The sequence below is a fragment of the Priestia megaterium genome, assembly GCF_041941685.1.
GTDB lineage: Bacteria > Bacillota > Bacilli > Bacillales > Bacillaceae_H > Priestia > Priestia megaterium_C.
Window position 1 is genome coordinate 1 of record NZ_CP130966.1, and the last position, 26,730, is coordinate 26,730.

Below are 26,730 nucleotides of genomic sequence, written 5' to 3' on the forward strand. Positions count from 1 at the left end.
AATCTAACCTGATGCCTTGCTATCAGCACTTTCAATACACGCCCTTATAGGCGCACAATTTCCTCTCCCATGATGCCAAATTCCTTTTGTAACATCTCCTTAGAAGAAAGAGCGAGTTCTTTTATGGTATAGATGCCTAAACGGTTTAAGCGTCTTTCTGTAGCAGACGAGATCCCCCAGAAATCCTTCATCGGATGAATGGACCACAACTTAAAGGGAATATCCTCATATCGCCAGTAAGAAACCCCTGTGGGGCTGTTCTTTGCCTCATGATCTAAGCTGACTTTAGCCAATAAAAGATTAGGACCGATTCCTGCTGTAGCTGTAAGAAAGGTCTTTCAATAAATCTCATTGATAATTCGATGAGCTAACTCTTCTGGTGTTTGAGCGAATAAATGTAAAGAAGCCGTTGCATCAATAAACAACTCATCAATGCTATACGCATGAAAATTCTCAGGAGCCACATACTGTAACACCAAACTAGAAATATAGTTCGAAACCTTGATGTATCTCTCCATAGATGGATTCACGACATGGACAGGAGATGCTGAAACAAAAGCAGAAGCAGATATGATTAAGACAAAGAAAACACTACGTGCAGATGTACTTAAAGTGGGCCATCATGGCGCTAAAACGTCTACAAGTAAAAATTTCTTAGATGCTGTAAAACCTAAGTATGCAGTCATCAGCGTGGGTAAAAATAGTTATGGAACCCTACTTCTCAAGTTGTGAACTTACTAAAAAACTCTAAAGCAAGTATTCTGCGAACAGACCAAAGTGGTACAATTATTATCACAGGTGATGGAACATCTTATTCTGTTAAAAAATCGAGGTAATTATGAAAAAGATAAAAGGTGTTATTGATCGATTTGAAGAGGGCTTTGCTGTTGTTGAAATCGAAGGAAAGACAAAGGACTACCCTAAAGATATTTTCCCTAAGAATACACAAGTTGGAGATGTCGTTTATATTACAGGTAATCAAGTGAAAATTGATAGACAAGAAACTCAGAAAAGAGCAAAAGAAATTGAAAGTCTAATGAATGAGATTTGGGAAGATTAACAGCTCATTCATTAGATCTTGTTCTGGCGTGAAAACTGTTCATTCTCGTTACACTAAGCCCCAATATTGAATATTTATTTTACAAAGTACAAAGCTAATAATTAGTCAAGTCTACTTTGTGTTTCTATTTTAATTACTTAGCTTGAATACATAGAGATTGTTTTTACCTAACCCGGTAGATATAAAAAACGCTTAAATTAACTTTTTAAGCGTTTTTTGCATTATTTCAATTCAATCCTTATTACGATTCAGAGATAATGACCTTATCTTCGACAAAAATACAAGGTTTTCTCGTTTCTGATACAGATTAGTTCTAAATTTATAAAACATTAATTATGTTTGAATATATAACTCAAAAAATGACCATACTTCTTCCACAATTAACATACAATTCTTCATTTCCAAAAATTAAACGTTGCTTACTTGTTAATCAAATTATGAGGTACTTATCTACTTATCACCAAAAACTTATTTAGTGATTATTAGAGCTCTTATTATTTCGTTCCAGTAACTCTTAAAACCCTTATTGTTCTCTGTCTTCTCCTCTTTCTTAACAGGCTGTTTACTATTATCCATTCTATTTACCATACTCCTTCAATAGTTGTTTAATCAAGTAGGAATATAAATCTTTTTATATGAAAGTTTATAATGCTGCTTATTGAAAAGAAATTTTATTCAAACTTTAATAGAAGTGAGCCCCATTATAGGTAAAGGCATCACTTCTACTTTAAATTAGTTTCAATTATTTTTGTTTGATATTTTATTTACGAGATATCAATCTATCTATAGTTCGCTGATCAATACCCTGTTTTTCGCCAATTCCAGCTCCTACAAAAAATAAGGCACTTTCTGTCCTACCATCAATCCCTAAAAACTTCTCTACCTCTGTATCTTGAAATGCTCCTGTAATCCATGTTTGATAACCTAGAGCTGTAGCACAGAGTTGAAAAGTTTGAGAAGAGTGACCTATATCAAGGAGAACATTTCTATACGCACGAGAATGTTGGTATTTCCACCAAGCTTTATCAAATCTTCCTGAGATAAATATACCTACGGCTAATCCTGCAGAGAAGTATTGATCGTATAATAAATCGATCATCTTATCCTCGAATTCGCCCTCTTTTAGGCGAGTGAGCTTATGATCTTGAGGTCTATAATGATATAAACCTGGTAATAGACCTTCTACATGAAAGACTAACAAATAAGCTTCTTCGGGATGCAATCCGCCACCAGATGCACTTGCCTTACGCATTCCTGTGGCAACTAAACCATTTTCAGAGAGCTCATTCCACTCTTCACCATGTATAAGACCAAATGACGTAAATAGTAATGTGGATAAATAATTTAATGGCATGGTTTCACCATTAAACACCCTACAGGTTTGTCTATCTTTAAGCACGTTAATAAATTTCCCTTCTTCATACAGAGAAATGTCCGGCTTAGGTAATTCAATTATCGTTCCCGGATGTTCAGTAAATAAATTAGGTTGTTTATCAATAATACCTTCACAAAAATCAAGATATTCATCTACCCATTCATCGGGATTGGAGAGCTTTTTTTCAGTAAGTGGAATATTCTGAGTTCCTTTATGAAAGATGTGTGATAAAACATCCCATCCCCACTTTTCTTCAGTAGGAATTTCTCTTACTAAAAGATTAGCTTCTAATAGTTCTTTATCAATAGAGTTGGTATCGGTAACTGATCCTTTTGACCATTCTAGGAGTCTATTTAAATAGTCAGGTTCCAGAGCATACTGTTCATGGTTATTATAATCCCATAATACAAATTCTCCATTCTCAATTTGAATAAATAAATTAGGGTTTAACGTATACATTTTAATAATTCCTTCCTAAAAATATTTATATGTAAATTAAATTTAAACTAAATAAATTAATAATAACCAAGCTCCTGAGAATAGTGATTCAGTGGCTTGGTTATTTTCAGTTATGCAAATATTATTTGCTAGCTAATACAGGCATTAAAGCACATGTACGTTTTACTTCACGAGTAACTTTTTTCATTTTAGGCCCCTCCCCCGTATATGTATTTTTACTTAGTCATGCAAATATTATTTGCTAGCTAATACAGGCATTAAAGCACATGTACGTTTTACTTCACGAGTAACTTTTTTCATTAAATCCAACTCCTTCTATTAATGTATTTATCTACCATGTAGACAACCTTATGATAACATAGAAAAATAAAAAATCAATATAAATAAACTAAAAATTTAAAATTATTAATATTTTCTGTTTATTTAAATAACTTGTGCCGGATATGACAATTTAAGTAAGTTTTAAACGTATATATTCTATATAAATGAAAATATAGGTTTTTTATTCCAATTAATAATCACTATATTAACACAAAAAATGGAATAATAAACAAAAATAAACTAATTATTTAAAATTATTAATATTTTCTGTTTTTTTATTGAGTTATTTATAATATACTAAAAAAAGGTAATTTTTCTTATTTTAGGGAGGTATTCAATTGTGAAATATGATTTTAATGAGACTATCTTGAGGAAAGGTTATAATTCCAGAAAATGGGATGATGTTAAAGAATTATTTGGTGATGATGAGATTCTTCCTATGTGGATTGCAGATATGGACTTTAAAGTTTGTCCTCAGATTGTTGAAGCAATTACCAATAGAGCAAGTCACGGAGTTTTTGGTTATGCAACTCGATCTGACTCTTACTATTCTGCTCTTATAACCTGGTTGGAAAAGCGCCATTCATGGAAAGTAAAAAAAGATTGGATTACTTTTAGTCCGGGCGTATTACCAGCTTTAAAGTTAATAATCGAAACTTACACTAAACCTGGAGATAAAATTATTTGTCAGCCTCCAGTGTATCCTCCTATATTTGAAACTATTACAGAAAGTGGAAGAGTCTTAGTGGAAAATCCCTTGATTTATGACGAACATAAAAGAGAATACTATATGGATATAGAAGATTTTTCGAGCAAAATTGATTCTTCAGTTAAGCTATTTATCTTGTGTAACCCACACAATCCAATAGGTAAAGTTTGGGATAAAGAAGACCTCATTAAAATAGGAGAAAAATGTCTAGCAAATAATGTAGTAGTAGTTTCCGATGAAATACATTGTGATTTAGTTTTACCAGGGTTTAAACATATTCCTTTTGCCACCTTATCAGATAAATTAGCGAATAATTCTATTACATGTTTATCTCCTAGTAAAACATTTAACTTAGCTGGATTACAAACAGCTAATGTTATTATTCCTAATAAGGAGTTAAGAGAAAAATATATTAATACACTAAATAGTTATTATCTCGCTAAAACTAATACTTTTGGGATAGTAGCATTAGAGGCAGCTTACAAGTACGGGGAAGAATGGTTAAATGAATTAATTTTATACCTAAAAGATAACCTTGAGTACCTTAAGAATTTTATAAATCATAATATCCCGCAAATTAAGGTAGTAGAACCTGAGTCTACTTATTTAGTATGGTTAGACTGTAGGGAATTAGGTTTGGACGAAAAACAATTAGAAACTTTTATGCTAAAAAAAGTTAAAATAGCAATGGATGAAGGATATATATTTGGGGTAGAAGGTAAAGGTTTTGAAAGAATTAACATAGCATGTTCTAGACGGACATTAGAAATGGCATTAAACCGTTTAAATAATGCTGTTAAAAATCTAACAAAAACAGGGGTACCTAATTAATTGGAGGATTATCAATGAATGCTGTTAACGTATTTGGACTATTTCGTCAATCTATTTTCAGAAATTTTTTCTTTGCATCATTAGCCTCCTTTTTAGGCGAAGGTATTGTAACTCTAACTATCATAGTTGTAACATTAAAAGAAAGTAATTCCGTCATATCTATAGGTTATATGCTTATATTGACTATATTACCGTCTGCTATTTTAGGACCAATTATAGGGGCTTTAATAGATAAAACTAATAAAGCGAAATTAAGTGTCATTTGTTCAATTCTGAGAGCTCTAACTATTGTCTTAATCCCTATAGCTATGTATTTAGGATTTTTTAATATTTTTGTACTTTATTTTTCAATTTTTCTCAGTTATATTGCTTGGTACATATTAATGCCGACTTTAGAAAGTATTATAAAGGATGTAATTGATAAAGATAATTATTTAAAAGGGGTCTCCTTTCTTCAGGCAGCATGGCAAGTCGGTATGCTGATGGCAGGATTATTGGCAGGTAGTGTCATGAACGTCTCTGGAGTAGAATTAACTTTAATGATCGCTTCTGTCACTTATATAGTAGGAGCAATCTTCTTTTATAAAATCTACAAAGTTTTTGAATATAAACCTATAAGTAAAATAGAGGAAACACATTCAATTGTACAAGAGTACTTTACTGATATAAAAGAAGGTCTCAACTATTTAAAGGGTAATAAAAAAATATTATTTTTTAGTTTAACATCTTGTATAGTTCTTCCTTTCTTCTATGCAATCAATATTCTTTTAGCACCTTTCAATTATCAAATGGTTACAGGGAATGAATTTACTCTTGGATTTATTGATAGTGGCGCTGGTATCGGTAGTTTACTATCTGCAGCTTTTTGTTTAATCATATCTTCAAGAAAAAAGATATCTTTTTATTTACTGTGCTCATTGTTATTACTTGGGGGTTCCACAGTTATATTTAGTATTCAAACACAATATTTTATGGCTTTTATATGTTATATAGTATTAGGCTTTTTTATAGGCAATGTAAAGGTATTATCTAAGTCTATTATATATAAGTACGTAAACCAAAAATATATTGGTAGAACTATGGGAACAATCTCAATGACAAGCTTAGTACTTACTATTATTTATACTTTACTTATAGGTTACTTAGGTGATATTTCTGTACATCTTGCTTATTTAGTTACTTCACTTTCTCTTATGGTTCCGGCTCTATTTTGTTTATTAGGTAAAATTCTAGATGACAAACAGATTAAGGTAGAAACTGAAATTAACGCTTCTTAATTGAAGAATTTTAAAATTCTTCAGTAAAAGTATATTTCTTTGAAGGAGAATAAATTCATGGAAAACTTTTCACCTGTTATTCTATTGGATAGGCCATATATCTCTGATTTATTGTTAGAAACTATTAAAGAACTAAATGTGCCAGCTTTTTTATGTAATAAAGATATTTTACCTAATAAACAAGACCCTTCAACGTTTATTAGTGAAGAGCAGTTAACAAATAAATTAAAGGAGAATAGCCTTGTATATTTAAATTCTGAAAATGCAATTTCATGCTTACTTGATTATAGTTCAAACAAGGAATTTACAAAAACAACTCAACTTCTTAAGAATAAGGTTCAATTTCGTGAAATGACTAAAGATATGTATCCAAATATTAATTTCAAAGGTATTAGTACAGAAGAATTAGCAAATTTAAATAGGAAGGATTGTATATTTCCGTTCATCTTAAAACCGTCTGTTGGCTTTTTTAGCATGAATGTTTATAAAATAAATAATTTTGATGAATATAAAAATGTAGTAAAGAATATAGAAAACGAGAGAAAAAAAGCTGAATTGCTCTATCCTAAGCATGTAATAGATACCAGTGAATTTATCATAGAAGAATATTTAGCTGGCGAAGAATTTGCAATTGATGCATATTACAATTCCGAAGGAAAACCAATTATATTAAATATCTTAAAACATCTTTTCTCCTCAGAAGAAGATACTAGTGATCGTATATATTACACTCATAAAGATATCATTAATCAATACCTAAATCAGTTTACAAAGGAACTAGATAAACTAGGGAAGATATTTAATTTAAAAGGATACCCTGTGCATGTAGAATTTAGGGTAATAGATAACAAAACAATAGTTCCAATTGAAATAAACCCCCTACGATTTGCAGGATGGTGTACATCAGAGCTTATGAAATTCGCTTTCAACCTTAATCCATACGAATATTATTTTAAACAAAAAGAACCTTTTTGGAATGAAATTTTTAAGGGAAAAGAAGATAATTATTATTCAATTAATGTTGCTGATATACCCAAAAGCATAGACATTAGCGATATTGTTTATGTAGATTATGAAAGATTTTCAACATTCTTTAGTAACTTATTACAAATGAGAAAAATAAACTATAAAGAATATCCTGTTTTTGCTTTTGCTTTTGCAGAAACAAGGGATTTTGAAGAAATGATTCGTTTTTTAAAAGAGGATTTATCAAAATACTTAATTACTAAGCAACAAAATTCGCTTGAGTCTAATATTTTTACTTGATAGTAATATAAGAGATCATAAGACCGCAAAATTTTCTTAAAAGAGCATTTTGTAGCCTTATGATCTCTTGTTTTGATTAAATAAAAAGCGAATTATTTTCCTCTAAACCATGTAAAATAAGATGGTACTCGTGGTACCATCTTTCTGTAAATAAAATTAGATCAAATAGATAATGACTCCACCGGAATAAATTTCGATTTCTATACTAATCGTGAACTTTTTTTAATAATTATATTGCTATATCTAAGTTTGAAGGACTGATTGAAGATATTTTAAGGTTTTGAATCTGGATCCTATTTTTTATATCTTCATGGTATTTTTTATGATTGGTGCTGGTTGAGAGTTATAAACTTTAGAATGAGGAGGTACAGAACTAGTTATGCATACGTTTCCACCAATTACAGAGTCATGTCCAATTACAGTCTTCCCTCCAAGAATCGTTGTTCCAGCATATATAACCACATTATCCTCTATAGTAGGATGTCGCTTTAATTCTTTTATTATATTGCCTTGGTGATCTACTGAAAAGCTTTTAGCACCTAAGGTTACACCTTGGTATATTCTTACATTCCTTCCTATTGTACATGTTTCACCAACCACTACACCTGTCCCATGATCAATGAAAAAACGCTCTTCAATCTTTGCCCCTGGATGAATATCAATTCCTGTTAACCGATGAGCATATTCTGACATTATCCTAGGGATTATTGGGATCCCTAGAATAAACAATTCATGCGATATTCTGTGTGTACTTATTGCCTCTATTGAGGGATAGCTAAGTAAGATTTCTTCCATGGTAATTGCTGCAGGATCTCCATCATAGGCTGCTTGAATATCACCTTGAAGCTTATTTCTAATTTCTGGAAACTTATTTATTACTTTCATAACCATTTGATCTACTTTAAATTTATAGAAATCATTACTACTTTGATCTTTATCATTATTTATTAGTACTTTATTAATTAGATTTTTTAGCTCTAAAGCTACCATTTTTAATTTCTTATCGATTAAAATACTGATTTTAGTATTATTGATTGGTAATTTGCCGTAGGTGTTAGGGAAAAGTGCAGAACGGTAGTGATGAAGTATCTTATATATTTTTTGTTTATCAGCAAACTCTATATTTTCTTCTATTTTAAAAAAACTTTTGTTTATACTTTCAAGTGATTTTGCAACCCTAGCAATTTCATTATTGAAATATTCATTTTCTTCCATTTAATTAAGCCTCCGCAAAAGTTACCATATATAATGAATACTTTTCAATCAATTTATAATGCTATAGATAGTTGGGAACACTATTTTATTTTCAAAAGGTAAACTGAATAATGTTCCCTAAAATTTATATATCTTTATCTTCCTTTACTTAGTTTTATAGAACAGGCTCCTTTTTATCTTGTAGATATGCATAGGACCAATTTTTAACAATTTCTCCATAGTTAATCATTTTTGGAGAACTAGGTATAAAGAGATTACTCATACCTTTTTCTTTACGATAATCTTCATTATAAACAGTATGATGGTACCGGTCCCCTCTATCCGGAAATATAGTTAAAATATTAGTACCTTCTGTTACCTGCGAACTTATCCAACGAGCAACAGCATAAACAGCTGCAGAACTATTACCTGCAAAAATTTTTTCATGTTCAGCTAATTCTAAAGTAGCTGAGAAACATTCTTCATCATTGAGCCAATGCACTTCATCTATTACTGAAAAGTCTACGTTACGTGGTACTACACTATTTCCATGTCCACCTTGTAAACGATCAGGTATGTCAGGTTGATTAAAAATTACACTGCCTACAGCATCTACGGCTACCACACGTAAATTTGGGTTACTTTTCTTTAAAGCACGTGCTGTTCCGCAAAGTGAACCACCACTACCCGCAGAAGCTACTAGAATATTAATTTCAGGCAACTCTTTAAGGACTTCATTTGCTAAACTCTCATAAGCTCTTGGATTATCAATATTCTCGTACTGATGAGGACAGAAAGCATTAGGATTATTACGAAGAAGCTCATCTAATCTATCGAGACGAGCACTTTGCCAGCCACGATCGGACATCTCATGAACTGTTTCTATCTTGCACCCCAGAGCTTTCAATTTAGCAATAGTTAGTTTATCAGTACGTGGATCAGTCACAATATGAACATCATGTCCTAAATAAGTTCCAACCAACGCAAGTCCTAGCGCCATAGTTCCAGAGGAACTTTCAATGATTGGAGCGCCGTCTTTTAAATCTCCATTCTTTTTTGCCTCCATAATAATTTGTTTTGCAGCCCGATCTTTCATACCAAAAGGATTTAACATTTCTAATTTTGCATAAACTCTTCCTACGGCTGATTGGTTTAGCCTAAGTTCTACTAAAGGGGTGTTTCCAATTGCTTCTATTATATTTTCTCTCAACATCATTATCTTCCTCTCCAATTTTAAGATTTTGAAGTGATTATTATCTTTGTAAAATATTTAATAATACAAGTCGATATATACAAAGGTTGGTGGAGTACTACTTTTGAAAAAGGGACCGGCTAAGTGGATCAAGATACATAATAAAGCCTACATGCTTGGCTTGTAAGGACTTTATTCCAGAAAAGACTAAATACTAAAGCAGCATGTATTATTCCAATTGACAAAAGTATTCCCCAGTGATTTAGAGGTAAAGATGAAATGCTACTATCTCCTGCCCAGATCTGCCAAATTATCCAAGGTATTAATAACATTGTACCTACTAATTTCCGTCTTCAATTGTTAAATATACTCTCTCTATACTTCTTCCTCTCGTGTTTCTCTTAACTGATATTTTGCCAATATCCTGCGTTTGCCTTACATGTGTACCACCACACGGAATGCGCATATCGCCACAAACCCAAACTAGTGCTTCTGGTTCACCCTCTACGGGAAAGTTACTTATAGGAAGATTAGCTTCCACTATTGAATTTGCAAGCCTTTCTACTTTATCTAACTCTTCACGATCAAGACGACGATCTGGACTAAAAAAGTCGAATCGAGCTTTGTCTTCAGCAATTCTACATCCTTTCACGTGCATCTTTCCGTAAGTTTCAAATACATAGTAATAAACAAGGTGAGCTGCAGAATGCATTCTCATTAGCTTATGCCGTCTTTCCCAATTAATTTTCGCTCGAACTTTCATTCCCTCGGCTAAATCTTTTACGGGCTCTTTTAAAGTATGTACGATTTCTGTACCAACCTTTATAACCGGGAAATCTTTATGAAAAAATTGCTTCCCACCAATTTTTTGTGTATCAATGATTTCATAATCTTCAATCCATCCCTGATCACCGAGTTGTCCTCCACCCTCAGGAAAAAAAACTGTCTGATCTAAGAAAATTTTATTTCCATCTACTTTAGTAATAGTAGCAGTACATTCCTTCAGATAAGGTTCTTCGAGAAAAAGTTTTTGTACCACATAAATCCCTCCAATAAAATTATTTAGTTAAACTTTCTTTACTTAATACATTAAATTCTTGAATTATTGCTTTTGGAAACAAATCTTCAAGCTTACTTTTAGCTAATTCGATTTTGGTATAACTTTCCAAATCAAATAACAAGGATATAATCGATCCACTATGGGCCACTGCAACTCCATAAGCTTCCAATTCAGGGATCAGATTAATAATATTATTCAATTCTTTTTTATAGTGCCGGCGTTGATTTATAAGAGCACTTATTGTTGTAGCTTCTCCTAAAAGTTGAATATCCCGACTTTTAATTCCACGTATTGCTAGATGATAGGCCTTGAAAATTTGTTTTTCTTCTTCTTGTGTATAGGGTATTCTCTTAAATTCAACTGTATCTACAGTACCTCCAAAATCAATAGTCACTAAACTCATGGGCATTATAGGACCTATCTCTTGAAGTAATTTTCCTTCAAAAAAGTCATACACCACTGAGGATTCATACATTACTCCATCTGAAGGCTCAATAGAAACCGAAATTTTTGATATTTGCCAAGGGGTAATGGGATAATTACAGAGTTTCGAAACTGCACGACACACCGCTACAATATCGGCACTACTACTAGCCATTCCTTTCCCTTCAATTAAATCCGATTCAATATTAAGAGAAACTCCCAAATCCTTATCAATTAATCCTAATTCTTTTAGATAGCTAAGCAATATTTCTGCAGCCTTTGCAGCTTTTTTCTTGTAACTAGGGCTAATTATGATTTCTCCTCCACTTATAAATGTTGCTTCAACATGAGAATGCAGAGATACAGGAAAAGTAATCATAAAATTCTGACCATCGATACATCCCTGAACAAGCTCCCCACAGGTTCCGAAAGCACTTTCTGTTACACTAAGTGTTTTGTTTAAACTTACTGGAATCATAGGAACGTCACCTTTCTCTGAAATTTAATATTATTTTTTATATTCAGTATCAGCAGAATCTGAAAGATGTAAGCAAATAAATTTTTATTTACAATAAACATAAGGTGAGTTGCTTTTAGATTAAAGAATTACTAGTAATAAAATTTCTGATAACAAAGATTAGTAAAAAAAATTTTTCGTGAGTAGATTTTTGAAATTTCAAAAAATGAAAAATAGTACACTTTAAATAAAATTTGTTACTTTTTTTATCGAGTATTACTCAAGAAATCATTAAACTGTAATTAAATTTCAAAATAAAATAACTTAAAATTGTATTAGTTGGAACCAATGTAAATATTTACAAAACTATACTACATTAAAAAAAATGATATGTAAATTAGATTTTTTAAAATTTTTTAAATATTTTAAATATAATAAATTCCGATAGGGATTATCTATTTTCTTCTATATTAATGAGGGAAAAGATTAGATTTTTCAAAATAATCACTATTCGATTTTCACAGCAGAGAGCAATATTAAAGAAAATTATAATAGATTTATAACAACTACAACCTTATAATTGTATAAAAAAGGAAGTGTATTATGCCGATTAATTCTTTTGAAAACTTTCCGATGAGCTGGAAGCCATCAGTTGATAAAACAAAAAGGCCAATTTATCAATCACTCGCTAGGCAATTAAAACAAGATATTATAGATGGGAATTTATTGCCAGGAACAAAACTTCCTCCACAGCGAGAACTGGCCGATTATTTAGACTTAAATTTAAGTACCATTTCAAAAGCTTTTAAAGTGTGTGAGTTAAAGGGGCTATTAAGTGCAAGTGTTGGAAGTGGAACATTTGTATCCTATGATGCGTTATCAAATGCATATTTACTTGCAGATACAAAACCGAAGCATTTAATTGAAATGGGAGCAACGCTGCCAGATAATGTTTCATATGAGCCACTACTCCTCCAACTGAAAAGTATGGTGCAAGATACGGATTATGAAAAATGGTTTGGGTATGGTCGGGCAGGAGAAAGCATTTGGCAAAAAGATGCAGCTATAAAGATAATCCAAAGAGGCGGGTTTGAAACAACAGTTGACCAAATCTTATTTGCAAATGGCGGTCAAAATGCAATAGCTGCCGTACTGGCGGGTCTTTGTCAGCCTGGAGATCGTATTGGCGTTGACCATCATACTTATTCGGGCTTAAAGACTGTTGCAGCAATGCTTAGTGTACAATTAGTACCGATTAAATCAGAGAACAATCAATTTAATCCAAAAGCCTTTGAACACACATGTAAAAATGACAATATTAAAGGCATTTACTTGATCCCAGATTATCATAATCCCACCACTTGCTGTATGTCTGTTGAGAACCGAAAAAAGATTGGAGCAATTGCAATAAAGTATAATCAGTTCATTATTGAAGATGCGACTTATCATCTACTCAACCAAAATCCACAACCAGCAGTCGCATCATTTGCCCCAGAACAGGCCATCTATATTGCAAGTTTATCAAAAGCAATAGCACCGGGCCTACGACTAGCTTATGTAGCAGTTCCACGTCAATTTAAGGAGCCAATTTCAAAGGCGCTTTATAATTTAAATATCTCAGTTTCACCTTTATTAGCAGAACTCGCAGCGCGTACTATAGTATCTAATCAATTTGAAACCTTAATAGATGGGCATCAGCAAGAAGCAATTCGTAGAAACCAACTCGTGAACCGATATTTGGCAGACTATACATGTTTCGGTGTAGATACAGGTATCTTTCGTTGGTTATTATTGCCAGGGGAAATTACAGGCGCTGAATTTGAATCCTTAGCTGCACAACAAGGGGTACAAGTGTATGCGGCTGAACGTTTTGTAGTTGGCAATAGTTGCCCAGAACGAGCTGTAAGAGTATCTGTTTGTGCATCAGAAACAATCGAAGAGCTTGAACAAGGGTTGATTATTCTTAAACGTTTACTAAAGGATATTATCTAATATTGTTCGCCATACAATTATTATATTGTATGGTTCTTTTTTACATGTTAAGATGATTTAAACCTAGTTGGATAATTATAGGAAATTAATAGGAAGTATAAATATATAGAGTTTGCTTTCTAGAAAGGGAGGTTAGATTATGCTACATAAAGATGATGTAAAAGAGTTAGGTAACCAATCAGCTTACATTCATTCTGCAGAAAAACAAGCACAGCTATACAAAAGAACATTATTCATTGTGGGTCTTTCACAAATCTTTGGAGGTGCCGGTCTTGCTGCGGGAGTAACTGTAGGAGCACTTCTTGCCCAACAAATGCTTGGGACGGAGGCAGTAGCAGGGTTACCAGCTGCTGTATTTACTCTAGGATCAGCAGGAGCTGCTTTAATAGTAGGAAGACTATCTCAACGATATGGACGTCGTATCGGGCTTGCGACAGGCTTTATAGCTGGGGGAATTGGATCAATTGGAGTTGTTGTTGCAGCAATTATAAATAGTATCTTTCTCCTATTTGCCTCTCTCCTTATTTACGGAGCAGGGACAGCAACCAATTTACAAGCTCGTTATGCAGGGACAGACTTAGCAAACGCAAATCAACGAGCAACTGCGGTAAGTATGGCCATGGTTTTCACGACATTTGGAGCAGTTGCAGGACCAAACTTAGTAGAGGTAATGGGAAAGTTATCTTTAGCTATTAATGTTCCAGCACTTGCAGGACCTTTCATTTTAGCAGCAGTCGCTTATATTTTAGCTGGGCTTGTATTTTACGTACTGCTTCGTCCGGATCCCTTACTGATAGCAAAGGCAATAGAAAAGAATAAACAAGAACTTGACGATCAAAATAATTCAGCACCTCCTAGACATGCAAATAACAAAAGAGGAATAACCATTGGTGCTACAGTTATGGTACTTACCCAAACCGTCATGGTTGCTATCATGACCATGGCGCCTGTACACATGGAACATAATGGCCATGGTTTAAGTGCAGTAGGAATTGTTATTGGTGCTCATATAGGTTCAATGTACCTCCCTTCATTAGTCACAGGAATTCTAATTGATAAAATTGGCCGAACTGCGATGACTATTGCTTCTGGAGTCACTTTACTTTTGGCAGGTCTTGTAGCAGCTATGGCAACAAGTGGTTCGATGGGTCTCATGGTAATTGCTCTTTCTTTACTTGGACTAGGATGGAATTTAGGGCTGATAAGTGGAACTGCTCAAATCGTTGACTCTACGGAACCATTAACACGCGCTAAAACTCAAGGGACCATAGATGTCTTAATTGCATTAGCAGGTGCATCAGGTGGTGCTTTATCTGGAATGGTTGTAGCTCATTCAAGTTATGCAATTCTATCATTAAGTGGAGGTATTTTATCTCTAATATTAATTCCAGTTGTAATATGGGCCCGTGGTGGTAAAAAAGAAATTATACTTAAAGTAAATAAAGAACTTTAAATACAAAATGAGTAAGTTAATTAGTTTCTCTCTAATTAGATTAATAAGACGATAAAAAGGACTTTTAATTTTAAGGTCCTTTTTTATTTTTACAGAAAATTCACCTCATGTATAGTTCTTATGACTAGTTTCTTCTATATTATATTGTTTTTATTAAAATACAGATTTAAGTTCCTCTATTAAACGTAAAAAAGCTTCTTTATCTCTATTCTACAAAGACTAATCAATTATCTTAAGAACCTTACTTTTCTTGAAGTCCTTCATAACTTCTCAAATTTTATATACTTAGTAGAAAAAGCTGCTTCTTTCTCATTATAGGTGATACAAAGATCTCGGGTATCAATACCTATTATTTCTTCTTTACTAAATGGATTAAGTAGTACATTTGTGCAATTAGAAACGAAAGAAATATAATAATGATGAATCCAAAGGTAAAAATGGCCTCCTCTGCTGCATTTTCACCACTCATTAAAAGAGAGCCTAATATGAAATATAGAATAACTCCTATAAAAAGGTTCAAGAAGAAAATACTTATGTATTTAGACAATAGGTTATCTTCTTTCATTAAAATGCTCGTAGATAGAATCACTTTTCACGAGTTTCTTCTATTGTAATATGGTCTTCATATTTAATGTACTTTCATATACCATAACTAATTTATAAAATGTTGTCTTTTTTATATTTGCTTCCTTCATAGCTTCTACAGCTGTAACTTCTTTTCGTTTCCATCGGTTATAAGCTTCAATAAATTCTTGAATGACTTTAGCTTTGGGTCGTCCAAACGATACACCCTTATTCAATGCAGCACCAATCCCCTCTCGTTGGCGCTTGCAAATACGATCCTTCTTGGGCCCATCCAAGACATGATTTGTAGAACTAAGTCCGCAATAATTGTTCTGAGACTGTCCTTATACTGAGTTGTATCTAACAAAGGCATATCCAAGACTACAATGTCTGCCTCTATCTCTTTTGTTATCGCATTCCACTCTTGTAAGATTTCTTCTTTATTACAACCAAAAGGATCTAGTGAATGGATGTAAAGAATATCTCCTTTACGGATCATTCGCTTTAGTAATTGATACTGTTCTCGATTGAAGTTTTTTCCACTTTATTTATCGATAAAAAATATCACGAGAAGAAATGCCCATTTCCTGCATAGATTGAAGTTAACGACCTTCATTTTGATCTCGGCTGCTCACACGTATATATCCAAATCTTCTGTTTTCCATTTTTATACTCATTTTGTTTTTCTCTTATTCTACCAAAAACGTTCGTAAAAGTGTAGGAATTTTAGAGTGCGTTCGTAATTTATTTTCAAACTTAAACGAACGATAAAAATGATAGATTTTCTATCCGAAATAAAAATCCGTAAAGGTATACTTTTACGGACGCGATATTTAAATCTATTACAAAGTGTTAAAGGAATTGAAGTGTTTACACATATTTTCTTTCCGAAAATGGTGATTATTTAAATGAAGAGTAAATAAAGAAAAGCCTCCTTTTAAACAAAGAGGGCTTTTAAGTTTAATTTTGTGGAAATAAAAATGTTTGTCTAAACTTTCGAGCAGAATATTTCTTTCCATCCTTCATAACTCTAAAGGGTTCTTCTTTCCATGTTACAACTACTGCAATCTTTTTTGAGTCAACCGAAATAGGTTGATTTTGATGATGGAAGAAATTCTGTGAATCAGGTATTTTAAATGTGATTAATTCGCTTTTAGTATTTGTATTTGGCTCATCTCTATAGATTTCTACTGTAGCATCATAAACCTGTCCACCTAAGTTTCTCACATCGATACTATAGGTATTAAACTCATCATTATCCTTCAAGTCCTTAACATCGGGTTTGTCTATCTTTACTTTCCAATGGTCTGATGATTGAGACGTAGGAAGCTTTTCTGGTGTATAAGCGTAAGTATTAACAGAACTAAAAATGATGGAACATAAACAACTACCAACAAGTAAGATATGTGCTTTCTTCATTATAGATTCCTCCAAATCAAAAGATAAGAGTATTATTCTTCCAATTAGAGCTAATATACGTGATTTTTATTGTGCTAAATAAAATATACATATTTAAAAACACAAAGGATTTTTTGAAAAATGAAGAGAATTAAAGCATAGACGTTTTGTCATTAGCTTTTTTACTGTCTAAACAGGTGTACCTTTTTATACTATCTACATTGAACAGTCCTCACCATAGACGAACTATTTTGTTTTTTAGGCTAACTAAATTTTTTTATAAAACTCTTGAGCTAGAGCGTGCTCTAGGTATTATACTGAGAAACATCTTAAGAATAGAAAGGGTTGATCAGTAATGTTAAATGTTGAGGAGAAGGTAGTTATTTTAACTGGAGCTTCAAGTGGAATCGGTGAAGCAACTGCTAAAGTACTTGCTAATAAAGGAGCTAAAGTTGTACTATCAGCAAGACGTGAGGAACGATTACGAAAACTCAAGTCAGAAATTGAAAAACAAGGTGGTACAGTTGAATATAAAGTAACGGATGTTACTTCTCAACAAGAGGTAGAAGAACTTGCAAGTTTTACTTTAGATAACTTTGGACAGATTGATGTCCTAATTAACAATGCTGGTTTTATGCCACTTTCTTATTTACATGAAAAAAGAGTGACAGAATGGGAACAAATGATTGATGTAAATATTAAAGGTGTCCTTTATGGGATTGCTGCAGTTCTCCCTTATATGAGAACAAGAAAGCAAGGACATATTATTAATGTTTCTTCTGTTGCAGGGCACATAGCTTTTCCGTCAAGTGCTGTCTATTCAGGTACAAAATTTGCTGTAAGGGCTATTACTGAAGGGTTGAGGCAAGAAGAAGTAGAAAATAATGTTCGTACAACAATTATTTCACCTGGAGCAGTAGATACAGAATTGGTCAATTGCATTTCTAATCAAGAAATTAAAAAAGGTATTGAAGAACAAATTATGGAATTTGGACTTCCTGCAGAGGCTATCGCTAATTCGATTTTATATGCAATTTCTCAACCAGATAATATAGCTGTCAATGAAATAATTGTAAGACCAACTAAACAAGAACTATAATAAAAAAAGATATTGATATTTGTGGCTCACTTTTTTGTAAGTGGGCCTTTAATTGCAAGAAATTTAATAGTTAATTAACTCAATACTGATTTAAAAACTTGAACAAGTCAACCAGTTTAAACCGATCGTACCTTCCAGATAATGATGGAATAAATAATAAAGAGACAGGAGGTATTAACTATGAGCTACACGATTAGTCAAGTATCAGACCAAACAGGCTTATCAATTCATACTTTGCGTTATTATGAAAAAGAAGGTATTACTCCGATTATTAAGCGAAATGAAAGTGGCAGACGTATTTATGAAACTAAAGATATTGAATGGCTTAAATATATTTGCTGTTTTCGGGCTACGGGTATGACTATTGCTGATCTAAAGGAATTTGTGACCCTCGTAATGCAGGGGAATGAAACAATTGATCAACGCATATCAATGCTTAAAAAACAAAATGAATATATACAGTCAAAAATAAATCAATTGACGTCTTATCAAGCAATGATTGACCATAAAATTAATTGGTATAGTAATGAAATAGGCAATAGTAAAGTTTGTTCTAGAGAAGGAAGTATTGAGAATCGACTGAATTCAGAGTGGAAATATTGATTAAAATGAGAGTTTTTCTACTTTTATTCTTCTGAAGAAATTGTTACTTCGTTATAAATATTGATATTACGACATTCTTCTAATTATCTCTTCTCACTCTATTTAAATAGCAATTCGTTGTTCGAATCACAAGGGTCTTTTTATATTTTTTTCGTTAGAAAAACATTAGCCTCAAGGCTAAAAAATCACCCTGAAGGTGACTAATCTCTTTAACCAAAAAAGAAAGCTACCCCATCGTTGCAGGACGGATAGCTTTTAGGGAATTTGTAAGCTTCAATTCATAAAAAAGTCTGAAAAATTGTACAACAAATTTATAAATAAGGCAATATAGGACAACCTTGAGCATATGTATAAAACATGCTCTTTTTATACATTTTTTTCTCGTTCGTCTCCTACTAAAGCGTTGGTATGTCAAAGATGTATAAAAAGCTGCATATCCGATAAAAGTCATCCTACTCCGAACCCTTGTCCTGCATGGGTTCATTTTTTTCTTGGTTCCTTGAAGAGTATTTATGCTAACTGATAGATAAAAAATGGTATCATTAACCAAATGTTTAGTTCTTGGAGGACCAAATTGAAAAAACGTTTTAGTCAATACTCATTGTGGTTATCGTTGCTTGGAATTGTTATTGGGGTGGGACAATATTTCACATCAATATATAGCTCAAATATTCTTTATGTAGGAATCGTCATTTATCTTATAGGCTTTTCATGTGGAGTAATAGCTTTTGGAAAACATGAAAAAGGGCTAATGAAATATTTTAGTTTGACCTCTTTTGTTGTAATTCCATTACTTATCATGTTAGGTATGCTATTTTTTGCAATGAATTTTGGTGAAAATTAAAAGAAGCAAGCATAGCATGCTTGCTTTTTTTGTTTCCTAGAAAATCCATTATGGTGCGACAAGAAGTCGCTTTTATATAGTGTGGCTTACGCCACTGGTTTAGACGCAAAAACTATCCCCGTCCAAAACTGCGGGTCTGGTAACGGGCTCGTGGGTTGCATGCGGAAATGCGGAAACAGAGAGTCAGTGCACGACTCGGAACACTGCTAGGGGAAGATGAGTATGGTGAACATTAGTGAAGGTTTGTAAGCTTCGTCAATTTTAGCTCAGGATAGTGCACAGATTTGCCTGGGTATTGGTAAGAGGAAAAGCAGATTCATAATGCTGCTGTGACGCGTCCCGTATCTTGCCCGGAGTAAAGAACCCACCTAACCTCGTCGTATCTATAAGATGCGGAACTTGGTAAGCCCTTTGTCATCTGTATATACAGTAGGGAGATCGTAAGATCAAACGATGTGACAGAGGGTAAAGGATACGAGAGAAAGCGAATGCCGTTGTCTCGAAAGGGAACAGGAAAGCAGGAAACTGTATAACTGGACGGATACTATCGTCCTTACGGACAAACCCATGATAGGCCCGAAAGGGAGCTGACTTCTTGTTGGTCTCTCGTAGGCACATAAGGTTGTGGCTATCTTTTGACGAAAGAAACGTACTGTTATGTATACCTCCACTCGGAGCGTCGGCGTACGTTCTACTTACCGTTATGGTGTGTGATGAAGATACGACAGCAAATGGACCTGCAATGGGAGGCTTGAGCCGATGTGTCTTGAAAGGGACTTGCACGGTTCTTAGGGGAGGCTTGAGCCGATGTGTCTTGAAAGGGACTTGCACGGTTCTTAGGGGAGGCAGGGGCAGTGATGCCCCTAACTTACCCGACTGGACCGCAAATATAAGGGATAGTTTATATATTTTTCTGCTTCTTAGTATCAATTAAAGGTAATTATATCGACTTGTTGAACTTTTATGTTAACTGGTAGTTAAAGGAGTGATACTTAACATGAGTACCTATTTATATCGAGTAAATGCTTTTTCGCAAGATTTAACTTCAGGTAATCCAGCTTATGTGATTCGATTAACTAATCCAATTCAAAAACAGGTTATGCAAGGGATTGCTAAAGAGCTGAATCTACCTATTACGGCTTTTCTCCTAGAGCAACAGTGTAACATATATGAGTTAAGGTGGCTTACTCCTTCAGAGGAAATAGAATTGTGTGGGCACGGTACACTAGCAGCTGCGCATATACTTTGGGAGGAAGGTGTTATAGAGGTCCAACATCCTATTACATTTACGACAAAATCCGGTCATTTGAAAGTGGAAAAAGTGAAACAAGGGATTCAATTAGCTTTCTCTACTAATGCACCTATCCCCATAGATATTACACCTACTCTCCAACAGTTAGTAAGCGTACCTATTTTAAAGGCTGCCCAAAACAGTGATCGATACATTATTGAAGTAGCAGATGAAGAGTCATTGAAAGGGCTTATGCCTAATTTAGATCTCCTTGCTACTCTGCCTGTTACGGGTTTAGTCGTAACCAGTCCTTCAACTAAGTATGATTTTTTTTTCTCGTTATTTTGCTCCTAGAATTGGAATAGAAGAAGATTTTGTGACGGGTTCAGCCCATTGTGGTCTAGCTCCTTATTGGAGCCAAAGACTAAATAAAAAACAATTATATGCTTTTCAATCTTCTGAAAGAGGTGGAGAGTTATTCATTGATTATCAAGGTGATTTAACTTACATAACTGGTAAGGCTATTACTATTTATAAAAGTCATTTCAATGAATTGTTATTCTAAGGATAGAAAAATATTCAACAACAGAAAAAAGCGTTAGAATCAATTCTGACGCTTTTATGAATGGATATTTTCCTTTTGTAAGCTTATCTTCGAAATTTTTTCTGATTTTGTATCAAAATGAATATTAACTATAACTTCAAATTTTTTATTATTTTCATCAAGCCACAGTTTGAATGTCTCAACTGAATAATTCCCTTTCTGTTCTCGCTTTACGTGTAGGTAATCATAAATTTTAGCTGATGGATATCTTTCAGTAGCTTTTTGCATAGCAATCTTGCCCCACTTGGCATGTGAGGGAATCGCTTTTTCCGCATTTACTGTGTTGATGTCATGAGGACTATTCAAAAAAGGTATGAAAATAAACAGAATAGATAAACAAGTGGTTATTAAGGATTTATTCATTAATTAATCCTCCTGTTTTTATTATATTCTGTTCTTATTTTATAGGTATTATCCTTAATCTGTACTGATAACGTTGATTATGGTAATTAAGATTGCATGTGATACTAACCCTTATTTATTAAGTTTTTTTATCTATTTCAAGCAATTCTATGATTTTATCAAGTTTTTTTAATTTCAATTGAACGGATACTTTTAATTGAAGAATTAATAAGCAATCTTCGAATGAATAATGTAAAAGATACAACAAATAGAGCAATAAGACCAATGATGATAATTAGATATACTATTGAAATTACGTTGAAATTATCTATGACATACCACTCCACTCTTTTCTATTTTCAGACAATATAACATATTATTATGACCCTCATTTACAAAGAATACCTAAACATGGGTATTTAACTACCTCTATAATATACGTAATGCTTTTGGAAACACTAATTGTAATATCTTTTAAAGGTGGCATATTACAATGAAAATGACCTTAATTATTTTATTGATCTTTGGAGGGATGAATTTTTCTTCAATACTTGTTCAGGCCGAACAAATTCAGGGTCCGTCTCTAATGAAACTTGTTGAAGATTTCAAGCCGTCTAATGCAATTCTTATAAAAGCTAACAGACCTTCATCCGGAAAACCAATTCAATTTTACGACTTTAACCATGATGGACAAAAAGAAATCATTATTACCTATGAAATTAAAGCAAAAGAGCAACCCTCTCCTTCTCAATTTGGAGTAATGATATTAAAAAAAGAAAAGGATGGAAATTGGAGAAAGCTATTTAATGACCAAGTTCAAGGAGTAGATTTAGACTTTTCAGGACTAGCTGATATTACAGGGAATGGTGTGAAGGACTACTTATGGGGAGTTACAATTGGAGCACCAGCAGGAAGTTACCTTAAAGTTATTCATTGGGATGATACATCCTTCAAAGAAATTGAAGAAGAACCATACCATAAAATAGATCTAGTAAAAGAGAACCAAAAAGTTGGTATTGCAACTTGGCATATGTACCTTGGTGATAGTTATCTTGTAGATGTATTAAAATGGAATGGTGAAAAACTAGTTTATGATCAAGAATTATATTCTACATATTATCCTATTATTGAAAAGTTTTATAAAAATAAAATTAGAAAATTGGATGCCTGGTATTACTGGTATTGCCTTGCAGATGCTCAAATAAAAGCGAATTTATTTGATGAGGCTTCCAAATCCATAAAAAAAGGAAAATTATTAGCGAAGAAATTATCAATGCTGGAAGTGGTTCGAGATTTTAACAATTTAAGTAAGGTATTAGAAAAAAAGAAGGAGAAGTCCTTTTCCAGTCTAAAAAGATGAAGAAGTTAATTAAAGGTGATACTTATAAAATTGTGGTCTATGATGAAAAGGATCATGTTATAAACTAAAACTAAGAAACTATATATCCTCATACCTCTGTTCTTTGTATATAGCGTACGAAGTAATTAATAAAGACCGTTCATAACTTTATAAATTATGTCCGGTCTTTGTTATAGTCATTGATCAAATTTGCATAGATTAGCCTACTGAAGAAACACTAAAAAAAATTAAACCATTAGGAGAAATCTATGCTTAAAAAATTAATTCTATCTTTTTGTTTCGTGTCTTTGCTAAGTATTGGATTAGAAACAACACCTTATGCGAACACAAGGGATATTGACACAACTAAAGATTCAAAGTTCTTAATGTATAACGACATGTTAATGGTTATATTAAACGGACAAGTTGAAGAAGTAGCTAATGCGTATTATTTCAAGACGCTAAAACAAAGAGTTGCTGTTTATCCTTACAATATGAATGTTGTGAATGTAAAAAGAGTAAATGGATTTCGTGGATTTGATTTTTTAATTACTATCGAAACGAAACCATCGATAGGGGCTCATAACCCTGTTGGAAAGGATCGCTTTACATTTCAGATAAGTTCTGATGTACCGAAAATGGATGGCATAAAACTCATTGAGTTTAAACATATAAAATCATATAGCATCCCCCCTCACCTAAGGGATGGAGGTCTATATACACATTAGTCTTTCGATTGTGCGTTTTATGTTAAGTAAATCGTAAAGTATCTCATAAAAATAATTAGTATAAGTTTTACTCTTGATGACGACAAATAGGAGAAAAGTCCTCTAAATTAATTAAGGGCTTTTCTTACATGTGTGGTTGATCATAGCTGTTTTTAATAGTTAATAAAAGTTAAATATATACATGTACATATCTAAAATGTAGTACTAGGTTATAATTTGTTTAGCCAAAAGGTAAGCAAAATAAAAAGCTACCTCGGCAGTGGACGCGAGGTAGCTTTTTCACAGGGTTCAAACGTTTAACAAATATCGAAAAGATAGCTGCAAACAAATTATAGCATATTTTTTCCATAAAGACTACATTTTACCGTAAGAACATATGTATAAAAGGTAGCCTTTTTATACATCTTTCCTTCAATCACCTGAAGAGAAAACGTAGTCATATCAAGGATGTATAAAAAGCTGCATAAAGCAGAAATCGTAGCCTTATGAGAACCCTTATGCGAGAAGGGTTCTCTTTTTTGATGTGTACCGGAAAGAGACATTATGTTAACTACAAATGCATACCATATACAGCTTAAAAAACAGAAAAAACCCACCTTAGAGTTAGGGAGAAGGTAGGTTTTTTTCTGTTAAAGAAGAAAGTTAGTTGTAGATGCCTCACGGCGTCTTGAATAGTTTGTTCAAATTTAGGATTGATTATTCTTATTTGCAAGCTCTTTTCTATCAGAAGCTAATGGAGGCTGTTCTAGCCATTTGTTTTCAATCATGATATTGGCTCCATCTTCTGCATACATCTGTACTTTCACGGACATTTTGTTATACATGACCCCTAAATCGATTCTAGGACTTTGAGCTATACCAGTACCATAGTAACCTATACCTAACGCATTTAAGGTTGCAACATAATACATCATTAATTTTTCTGAGAAGACATGACTTGTCACATTTGTTACCTCTGCAGCCCATGATACAGCGACAGGAATATCACTCTCTGCTAATTTTTCACTAAACAATTGAACATGTTTTTTAGCAATTTCAATGCCCTTAATAAAGAATTGTGTAACATCCTTTGATTTGGCTACTTGACTAAAACCCATTAGAGTAGCAATACCTAACGCATTTCTTTGCGCGTTAGTATAAAGATTACTTACTTCTATTGCTGTAAGAGGTCTTTTTTCTCCAAAAAAATCCCACATAAAGCTTTGCTTGTCAACAAAATCAGCATGATCTAAATTAGGAAAATAAGGAGATCTGACATATATCCCTTTTGTTAATAATGTATCCTTGGACATTTCAAATAAGGTCATGGTATCTATTAGGCACGTCTTGTAATAATCTGTAATATCTTTTCTTACTGTTGAAGATAAACTAGCCGCATAGCCTGTCAGACCAACCTTGGACATTTGATGAATGAATTGTAATACATATGTATCTGAATAAAGTCTGGGTGCCGTTAAATTAACATCATCTTCGACCTTAAATCCTTGGGGAAGTGTATGTTTCTCTTCAGTCAGTATGTTAGCTATTTCTTGTATATGTCTACTAGATAATTGTGCAGCATATTCAATGATAGGTTTGATCTCCTCATCTTCTACTTTTTCTAAAAAATAAAGTAATATACACTGACTAGCACTGTCACTTAAGTATTGAGCCCACAATTGAGCGATTTCTGCTGAGGTTAGCCTAATCTGTTTTTTCTCTTTCACTTAACTTCCTCCATACTCTAATAATTTGTATTAGTTTCTCCAATAAATTTTTTCCTATGAATAAAGATTAGGATAAGTAGGAATAAAACCCTAAATGAAAGGAAGCTATTATGAAAATATGCTAATGAATTAAGCTTTTCTTTATATAAATATAAAGGCCTCATACCTATTTGAAGCCCTTTCTGTTTTATTTCCTAAAATACGTTTTATGTTAACTGGAAATAAGCTCTTATGTTATTATATTCCAGGAGGCGAAGAGATCTTGAATATAGGGTTAGGAGTTATATTAATATTTATTGCAATCATTTTTATCTTATGGGGACTATTTTCTAGCAAACGAAAGAGCAAGGTCATAAGTAACGGACTATTATTAGTAGGGACAACAATTTTACTTATCAGTATTCTGGTGCTAGCTGAATATTTGATCCATCTGCTAATCATATTAGATAAAATCAACATTAAGGAGACTTTCAAAAGAAGGTCTCCTTTGCACATTATTTCCGATAAATTACATTACGTAAACTTACTTATAATAAATTGTGTTTAATAAAAATAAAAAATCTTAAAAGGCATACGTATTAATACGCATGCCTTTTAAGTGAGCTTTCATAAAAAATCCCAAAGTATAAATATCAGATAATGCATATAGGGTTTGTCAAAAATTATTTTATCAAATAAATGTCGACTATTAAGCATGGAAATATAATCAATTAAATGGATTTATTTAGATAACATTAGTGAATTAGATACAATTATATAACTAGAAAGGCGTGTACAATGACTATAAACTATACTTTTACAGACTTGTTTTTAGCGATACAAACTCTCTATTTTATATACTCTGTGAAATAAACATTTCTAGAAATTGCACTCTAATGTAGATATGGAGACCATTCGAATATCGAAGTCACACTTGTAATGACATTAACACGTGTTTAGTCAAAAAAAGCCCCTGACTAGTCTGGGACTTCCTTTCGATGATTACTTAAATCTTTTATTTTCTAATACAATTACTTTTGAATTCGCTGCTTAAATCTTTAACCGAGTTTCCCGCATGATATAAATCCACAATGGTTTTCTTAAACTCATCATTGTATTTTTTGCCTGCACGTTTACGTTCCATTTCGGACACATCCTCTCAAAAATAATTGTAAGGACTTAATTAAATGGTGTCCATGAAACTATACTAACTCCAAAATAGTA

Annotated in this window: 23 protein-coding genes and 3 pseudogenes; 14 read left to right on the forward strand and 12 right to left on the reverse strand. The window is 32.9% G+C overall.

Annotated elements, in window-relative coordinates; all coding sequences use genetic code 11:
• Positions 1 to 338: 338 nt before the first annotated feature.
• Positions 339 to 518 carry a hypothetical protein gene (locus Q5794_RS30815; RefSeq protein WP_374989618.1) on the reverse strand — a complete coding sequence of 60 codons (180 nt, stop codon included), beginning with the start codon at positions 516 to 518 and terminating at the stop codon, positions 339 to 341.
• 16 nt (positions 519 to 534) lie between these two features.
• On the opposite strand from Q5794_RS30815, the pseudogene Q5794_RS30820 reads away from it, so the two are divergent.
• Together Q5794_RS30820 and Q5794_RS30825 are read left to right on the forward strand one after the other, a co-directional pair.
• A pseudogene (locus Q5794_RS30820) lies at positions 535 to 836 on the forward strand (ComEC/Rec2 family competence protein); the annotation flags it as partial.
• Positions 837 to 838: 2 nt separating this feature from the next.
• Entirely contained in the window at positions 839 to 1,060 is a 222-nt protein-coding gene (locus tag Q5794_RS30825) for a DUF3006 domain-containing protein (protein ID WP_374989619.1), read from the forward strand.
• Positions 1,061 to 1,820: 760 nt separating this feature from the next.
• Here Q5794_RS30825 and Q5794_RS30830 read toward each other — a convergent pair.
• Entirely contained in the window at positions 1,821 to 2,894 is a 1,074-nt protein-coding gene (locus tag Q5794_RS30830; protein ID WP_374989620.1) for a SagB family peptide dehydrogenase, read from the reverse strand.
• Between the two features lie 661 nt (positions 2,895 to 3,555).
• Here Q5794_RS30830 and Q5794_RS30835 point away from each other — a divergent pair.
• Genes Q5794_RS30835 through Q5794_RS30845 form a run of 3 tightly spaced genes read left to right on the forward strand, consistent with a single transcriptional unit; the run spans position 3,556 to position 7,298 of the window.
• Complete coding sequence (locus tag Q5794_RS30835; protein ID WP_374989621.1) at positions 3,556 to 4,755, forward strand: MalY/PatB family protein; 1,200 nt, start codon at positions 3,556 to 3,558, stop codon at positions 4,753 to 4,755.
• 14 nt (positions 4,756 to 4,769) lie between these two features.
• Positions 4,770 to 6,032: an MFS transporter gene (locus Q5794_RS30840; protein WP_374989622.1), complete on the forward strand. Its 1,263-nt coding sequence runs from the start codon at positions 4,770 to 4,772 to the stop codon at positions 6,030 to 6,032.
• A 57-nt stretch (positions 6,033 to 6,089) separates the two neighbouring features.
• Positions 6,090 to 7,298: an ATP-grasp domain-containing protein gene (locus Q5794_RS30845; protein ID WP_374989623.1), complete on the forward strand. Its 1,209-nt coding sequence runs from the start codon at positions 6,090 to 6,092 to the stop codon at positions 7,296 to 7,298.
• A 300-nt stretch (positions 7,299 to 7,598) separates the two neighbouring features.
• Here the strand turns inward: Q5794_RS30845 and epsC are convergent, their stop codons facing one another.
• The 4 genes from epsC to Q5794_RS30865 form a co-directional block, all read right to left on the reverse strand.
• Positions 7,599 to 8,513, reverse strand: coding sequence for a serine O-acetyltransferase EpsC (epsC, locus tag Q5794_RS30850; protein ID WP_374989624.1), 915 nt, complete (start codon positions 8,511 to 8,513; stop codon positions 7,599 to 7,601).
• Between the two features lie 154 nt (positions 8,514 to 8,667).
• Entirely contained in the window at positions 8,668 to 9,705 is a 1,038-nt protein-coding gene (locus Q5794_RS30855; RefSeq protein ID WP_374989646.1) for a cysteine synthase family protein, read from the reverse strand.
• Between the two features lie 319 nt (positions 9,706 to 10,024).
• Positions 10,025 to 10,723 carry an alanyl-tRNA editing protein gene (locus Q5794_RS30860; protein WP_374989625.1) on the reverse strand — a complete coding sequence of 233 codons (699 nt, stop codon included), beginning with the start codon at positions 10,721 to 10,723 and terminating at the stop codon, positions 10,025 to 10,027.
• Between the two features lie 19 nt (positions 10,724 to 10,742).
• Entirely contained in the window at positions 10,743 to 11,645 is a 903-nt protein-coding gene (locus Q5794_RS30865) for a kinase (protein WP_374989626.1), read from the reverse strand.
• Between the two features lie 582 nt (positions 11,646 to 12,227).
• On the opposite strand from Q5794_RS30865, the gene Q5794_RS30870 reads away from it, so the two are divergent.
• On the forward strand, positions 12,228 to 13,616 hold the full coding sequence (locus tag Q5794_RS30870) for a PLP-dependent aminotransferase family protein (protein ID WP_374989627.1): 1,389 nt from the start codon (positions 12,228 to 12,230) through the stop codon (positions 13,614 to 13,616).
• A gap of 139 nt (positions 13,617 to 13,755) precedes the next feature.
• The gene (locus tag Q5794_RS30875) at positions 13,756 to 15,069 is read left to right on the forward strand and encodes an MFS transporter (RefSeq protein ID WP_374989628.1); all 1,314 of its coding nucleotides are present in this window, start codon (positions 13,756 to 13,758) and stop codon (positions 15,067 to 15,069) included.
• 605 nt (positions 15,070 to 15,674) lie between these two features.
• Here Q5794_RS30875 and Q5794_RS30880 read toward each other — a convergent pair.
• Positions 15,675 to 16,298, reverse strand: a pseudogene (locus tag Q5794_RS30880) (recombinase family protein).
• 295 nt (positions 16,299 to 16,593) lie between these two features.
• Positions 16,594 to 17,052: a hypothetical protein gene (locus Q5794_RS30885; protein WP_374989629.1), complete on the reverse strand. Its 459-nt coding sequence runs from the start codon at positions 17,050 to 17,052 to the stop codon at positions 16,594 to 16,596.
• 334 nt (positions 17,053 to 17,386) lie between these two features.
• On the opposite strand from Q5794_RS30885, the gene Q5794_RS30890 reads away from it, so the two are divergent.
• The 5 genes from Q5794_RS30890 (at position 17,387) to Q5794_RS30910 (ending at position 21,373) form a co-directional block, all read left to right on the forward strand.
• A complete protein-coding gene (locus Q5794_RS30890) occupies positions 17,387 to 18,130 on the forward strand; it encodes an SDR family oxidoreductase (RefSeq protein ID WP_307600171.1) in 744 nt (247 codons plus the stop codon).
• A 180-nt stretch (positions 18,131 to 18,310) separates the two neighbouring features.
• Positions 18,311 to 18,733, forward strand: a complete 423-nt coding sequence (locus Q5794_RS30895; protein WP_374989630.1) for a MerR family transcriptional regulator — start codon at positions 18,311 to 18,313, stop codon at positions 18,731 to 18,733.
• Positions 18,734 to 19,307: 574 nt separating this feature from the next.
• Entirely contained in the window at positions 19,308 to 19,577 is a 270-nt protein-coding gene (locus Q5794_RS30900) for a hypothetical protein (RefSeq protein WP_374989631.1), read from the forward strand.
• Between the two features lie 997 nt (positions 19,578 to 20,574).
• The gene (locus Q5794_RS30905; RefSeq protein WP_374989632.1) at positions 20,575 to 21,162 is read left to right on the forward strand and encodes a PhzF family phenazine biosynthesis protein; all 588 of its coding nucleotides are present in this window, start codon (positions 20,575 to 20,577) and stop codon (positions 21,160 to 21,162) included.
• Positions 21,163 to 21,184: 22 nt separating this feature from the next.
• A complete protein-coding gene (locus Q5794_RS30910; protein ID WP_374989633.1) occupies positions 21,185 to 21,373 on the forward strand; it encodes a PhzF family phenazine biosynthesis protein in 189 nt (62 codons plus the stop codon).
• A gap of 54 nt (positions 21,374 to 21,427) precedes the next feature.
• Here Q5794_RS30910 and Q5794_RS30915 read toward each other — a convergent pair whose 3' ends face one another.
• Together Q5794_RS30915 and Q5794_RS30920 are read right to left on the reverse strand one after the other, a co-directional pair.
• Entirely contained in the window at positions 21,428 to 21,775 is a 348-nt protein-coding gene (locus tag Q5794_RS30915; RefSeq protein ID WP_374989634.1) for a DUF3889 domain-containing protein, read from the reverse strand.
• Positions 21,776 to 21,893: 118 nt separating this feature from the next.
• Positions 21,894 to 22,086, reverse strand: a pseudogene (locus tag Q5794_RS30920) (DUF4083 family protein).
• Between the two features lie 161 nt (positions 22,087 to 22,247).
• On the opposite strand from Q5794_RS30920, the gene Q5794_RS30925 reads away from it, so the two are divergent.
• On the forward strand, positions 22,248 to 23,114 hold the full coding sequence (locus Q5794_RS30925) for a hypothetical protein (RefSeq protein WP_374989635.1): 867 nt from the start codon (positions 22,248 to 22,250) through the stop codon (positions 23,112 to 23,114).
• A 248-nt stretch (positions 23,115 to 23,362) separates the two neighbouring features.
• Positions 23,363 to 23,821, forward strand: coding sequence for a DUF3888 domain-containing protein (locus tag Q5794_RS30930; RefSeq protein WP_374989636.1), 459 nt, complete (start codon positions 23,363 to 23,365; stop codon positions 23,819 to 23,821).
• A 686-nt stretch (positions 23,822 to 24,507) separates the two neighbouring features.
• On the opposite strand, the gene Q5794_RS30935 is transcribed toward Q5794_RS30930, so the two are convergent.
• A complete protein-coding gene (locus Q5794_RS30935; RefSeq protein WP_374989637.1) occupies positions 24,508 to 25,527 on the reverse strand; it encodes a DUF3231 family protein in 1,020 nt (339 codons plus the stop codon).
• 994 nt (positions 25,528 to 26,521) lie between these two features.
• A complete protein-coding gene (locus tag Q5794_RS30940; protein WP_374989638.1) occupies positions 26,522 to 26,650 on the reverse strand; it encodes a hypothetical protein in 129 nt (42 codons plus the stop codon).
• Positions 26,651 to 26,730 lie beyond the last annotated feature (80 nt).

Excerpts from the sequence above, each read along its gene's own strand:
- Q5794_RS30815 (WP_374989618.1), bottom strand. The coding sequence starts at position 518 with ATGGAGAGATACATCAAGGTTTCGAACTATATTTCTAGTTTGGTGTTA.
- Q5794_RS30825 (WP_374989619.1), top strand. The coding sequence starts at position 839 with ATGAAAAAGATAAAAGGTGTTATTGATCGATTTGAAGAGGGCTTTGCT.
- Q5794_RS30830 (WP_374989620.1), bottom strand. The coding sequence starts at position 2,894 with ATGTATACGTTAAACCCTAATTTATTTATTCAAATTGAGAATGGAGAA.
- Q5794_RS30840 (WP_374989622.1), top strand. The coding sequence starts at position 4,770 with ATGAATGCTGTTAACGTATTTGGACTATTTCGTCAATCTATTTTCAGA.
- Q5794_RS30845 (WP_374989623.1), top strand. The coding sequence starts at position 6,090 with ATGGAAAACTTTTCACCTGTTATTCTATTGGATAGGCCATATATCTCT.
- epsC (WP_374989624.1), bottom strand. The coding sequence starts at position 8,513 with ATGGAAGAAAATGAATATTTCAATAATGAAATTGCTAGGGTTGCAAAA.
- Q5794_RS30855 (WP_374989646.1), bottom strand. The coding sequence starts at position 9,705 with ATGTTGAGAGAAAATATAATAGAAGCAATTGGAAACACCCCTTTAGTA.
- Q5794_RS30865 (WP_374989626.1), bottom strand. The coding sequence starts at position 11,645 with ATGATTCCAGTAAGTTTAAACAAAACACTTAGTGTAACAGAAAGTGCT.
- Q5794_RS30870 (WP_374989627.1), top strand. The coding sequence starts at position 12,228 with ATGCCGATTAATTCTTTTGAAAACTTTCCGATGAGCTGGAAGCCATCA.
- Q5794_RS30875 (WP_374989628.1), top strand. The coding sequence starts at position 13,756 with ATGCTACATAAAGATGATGTAAAAGAGTTAGGTAACCAATCAGCTTAC.
- Q5794_RS30885 (WP_374989629.1), bottom strand. The coding sequence starts at position 17,052 with ATGAAGAAAGCACATATCTTACTTGTTGGTAGTTGTTTATGTTCCATC.
- Q5794_RS30890 (WP_307600171.1), top strand. The coding sequence starts at position 17,387 with ATGTTAAATGTTGAGGAGAAGGTAGTTATTTTAACTGGAGCTTCAAGT.
- Q5794_RS30895 (WP_374989630.1), top strand. The coding sequence starts at position 18,311 with ATGAGCTACACGATTAGTCAAGTATCAGACCAAACAGGCTTATCAATT.
- Q5794_RS30905 (WP_374989632.1), top strand. The coding sequence starts at position 20,575 with ATGAGTACCTATTTATATCGAGTAAATGCTTTTTCGCAAGATTTAACT.
- Q5794_RS30915 (WP_374989634.1), bottom strand. The coding sequence starts at position 21,775 with ATGAATAAATCCTTAATAACCACTTGTTTATCTATTCTGTTTATTTTC.
- Q5794_RS30925 (WP_374989635.1), top strand. The coding sequence starts at position 22,248 with ATGAAAATGACCTTAATTATTTTATTGATCTTTGGAGGGATGAATTTT.
- Q5794_RS30930 (WP_374989636.1), top strand. The coding sequence starts at position 23,363 with ATGCTTAAAAAATTAATTCTATCTTTTTGTTTCGTGTCTTTGCTAAGT.
- Q5794_RS30940 (WP_374989638.1), bottom strand. The coding sequence starts at position 26,650 with ATGGAACGTAAACGTGCAGGCAAAAAATACAATGATGAGTTTAAGAAA.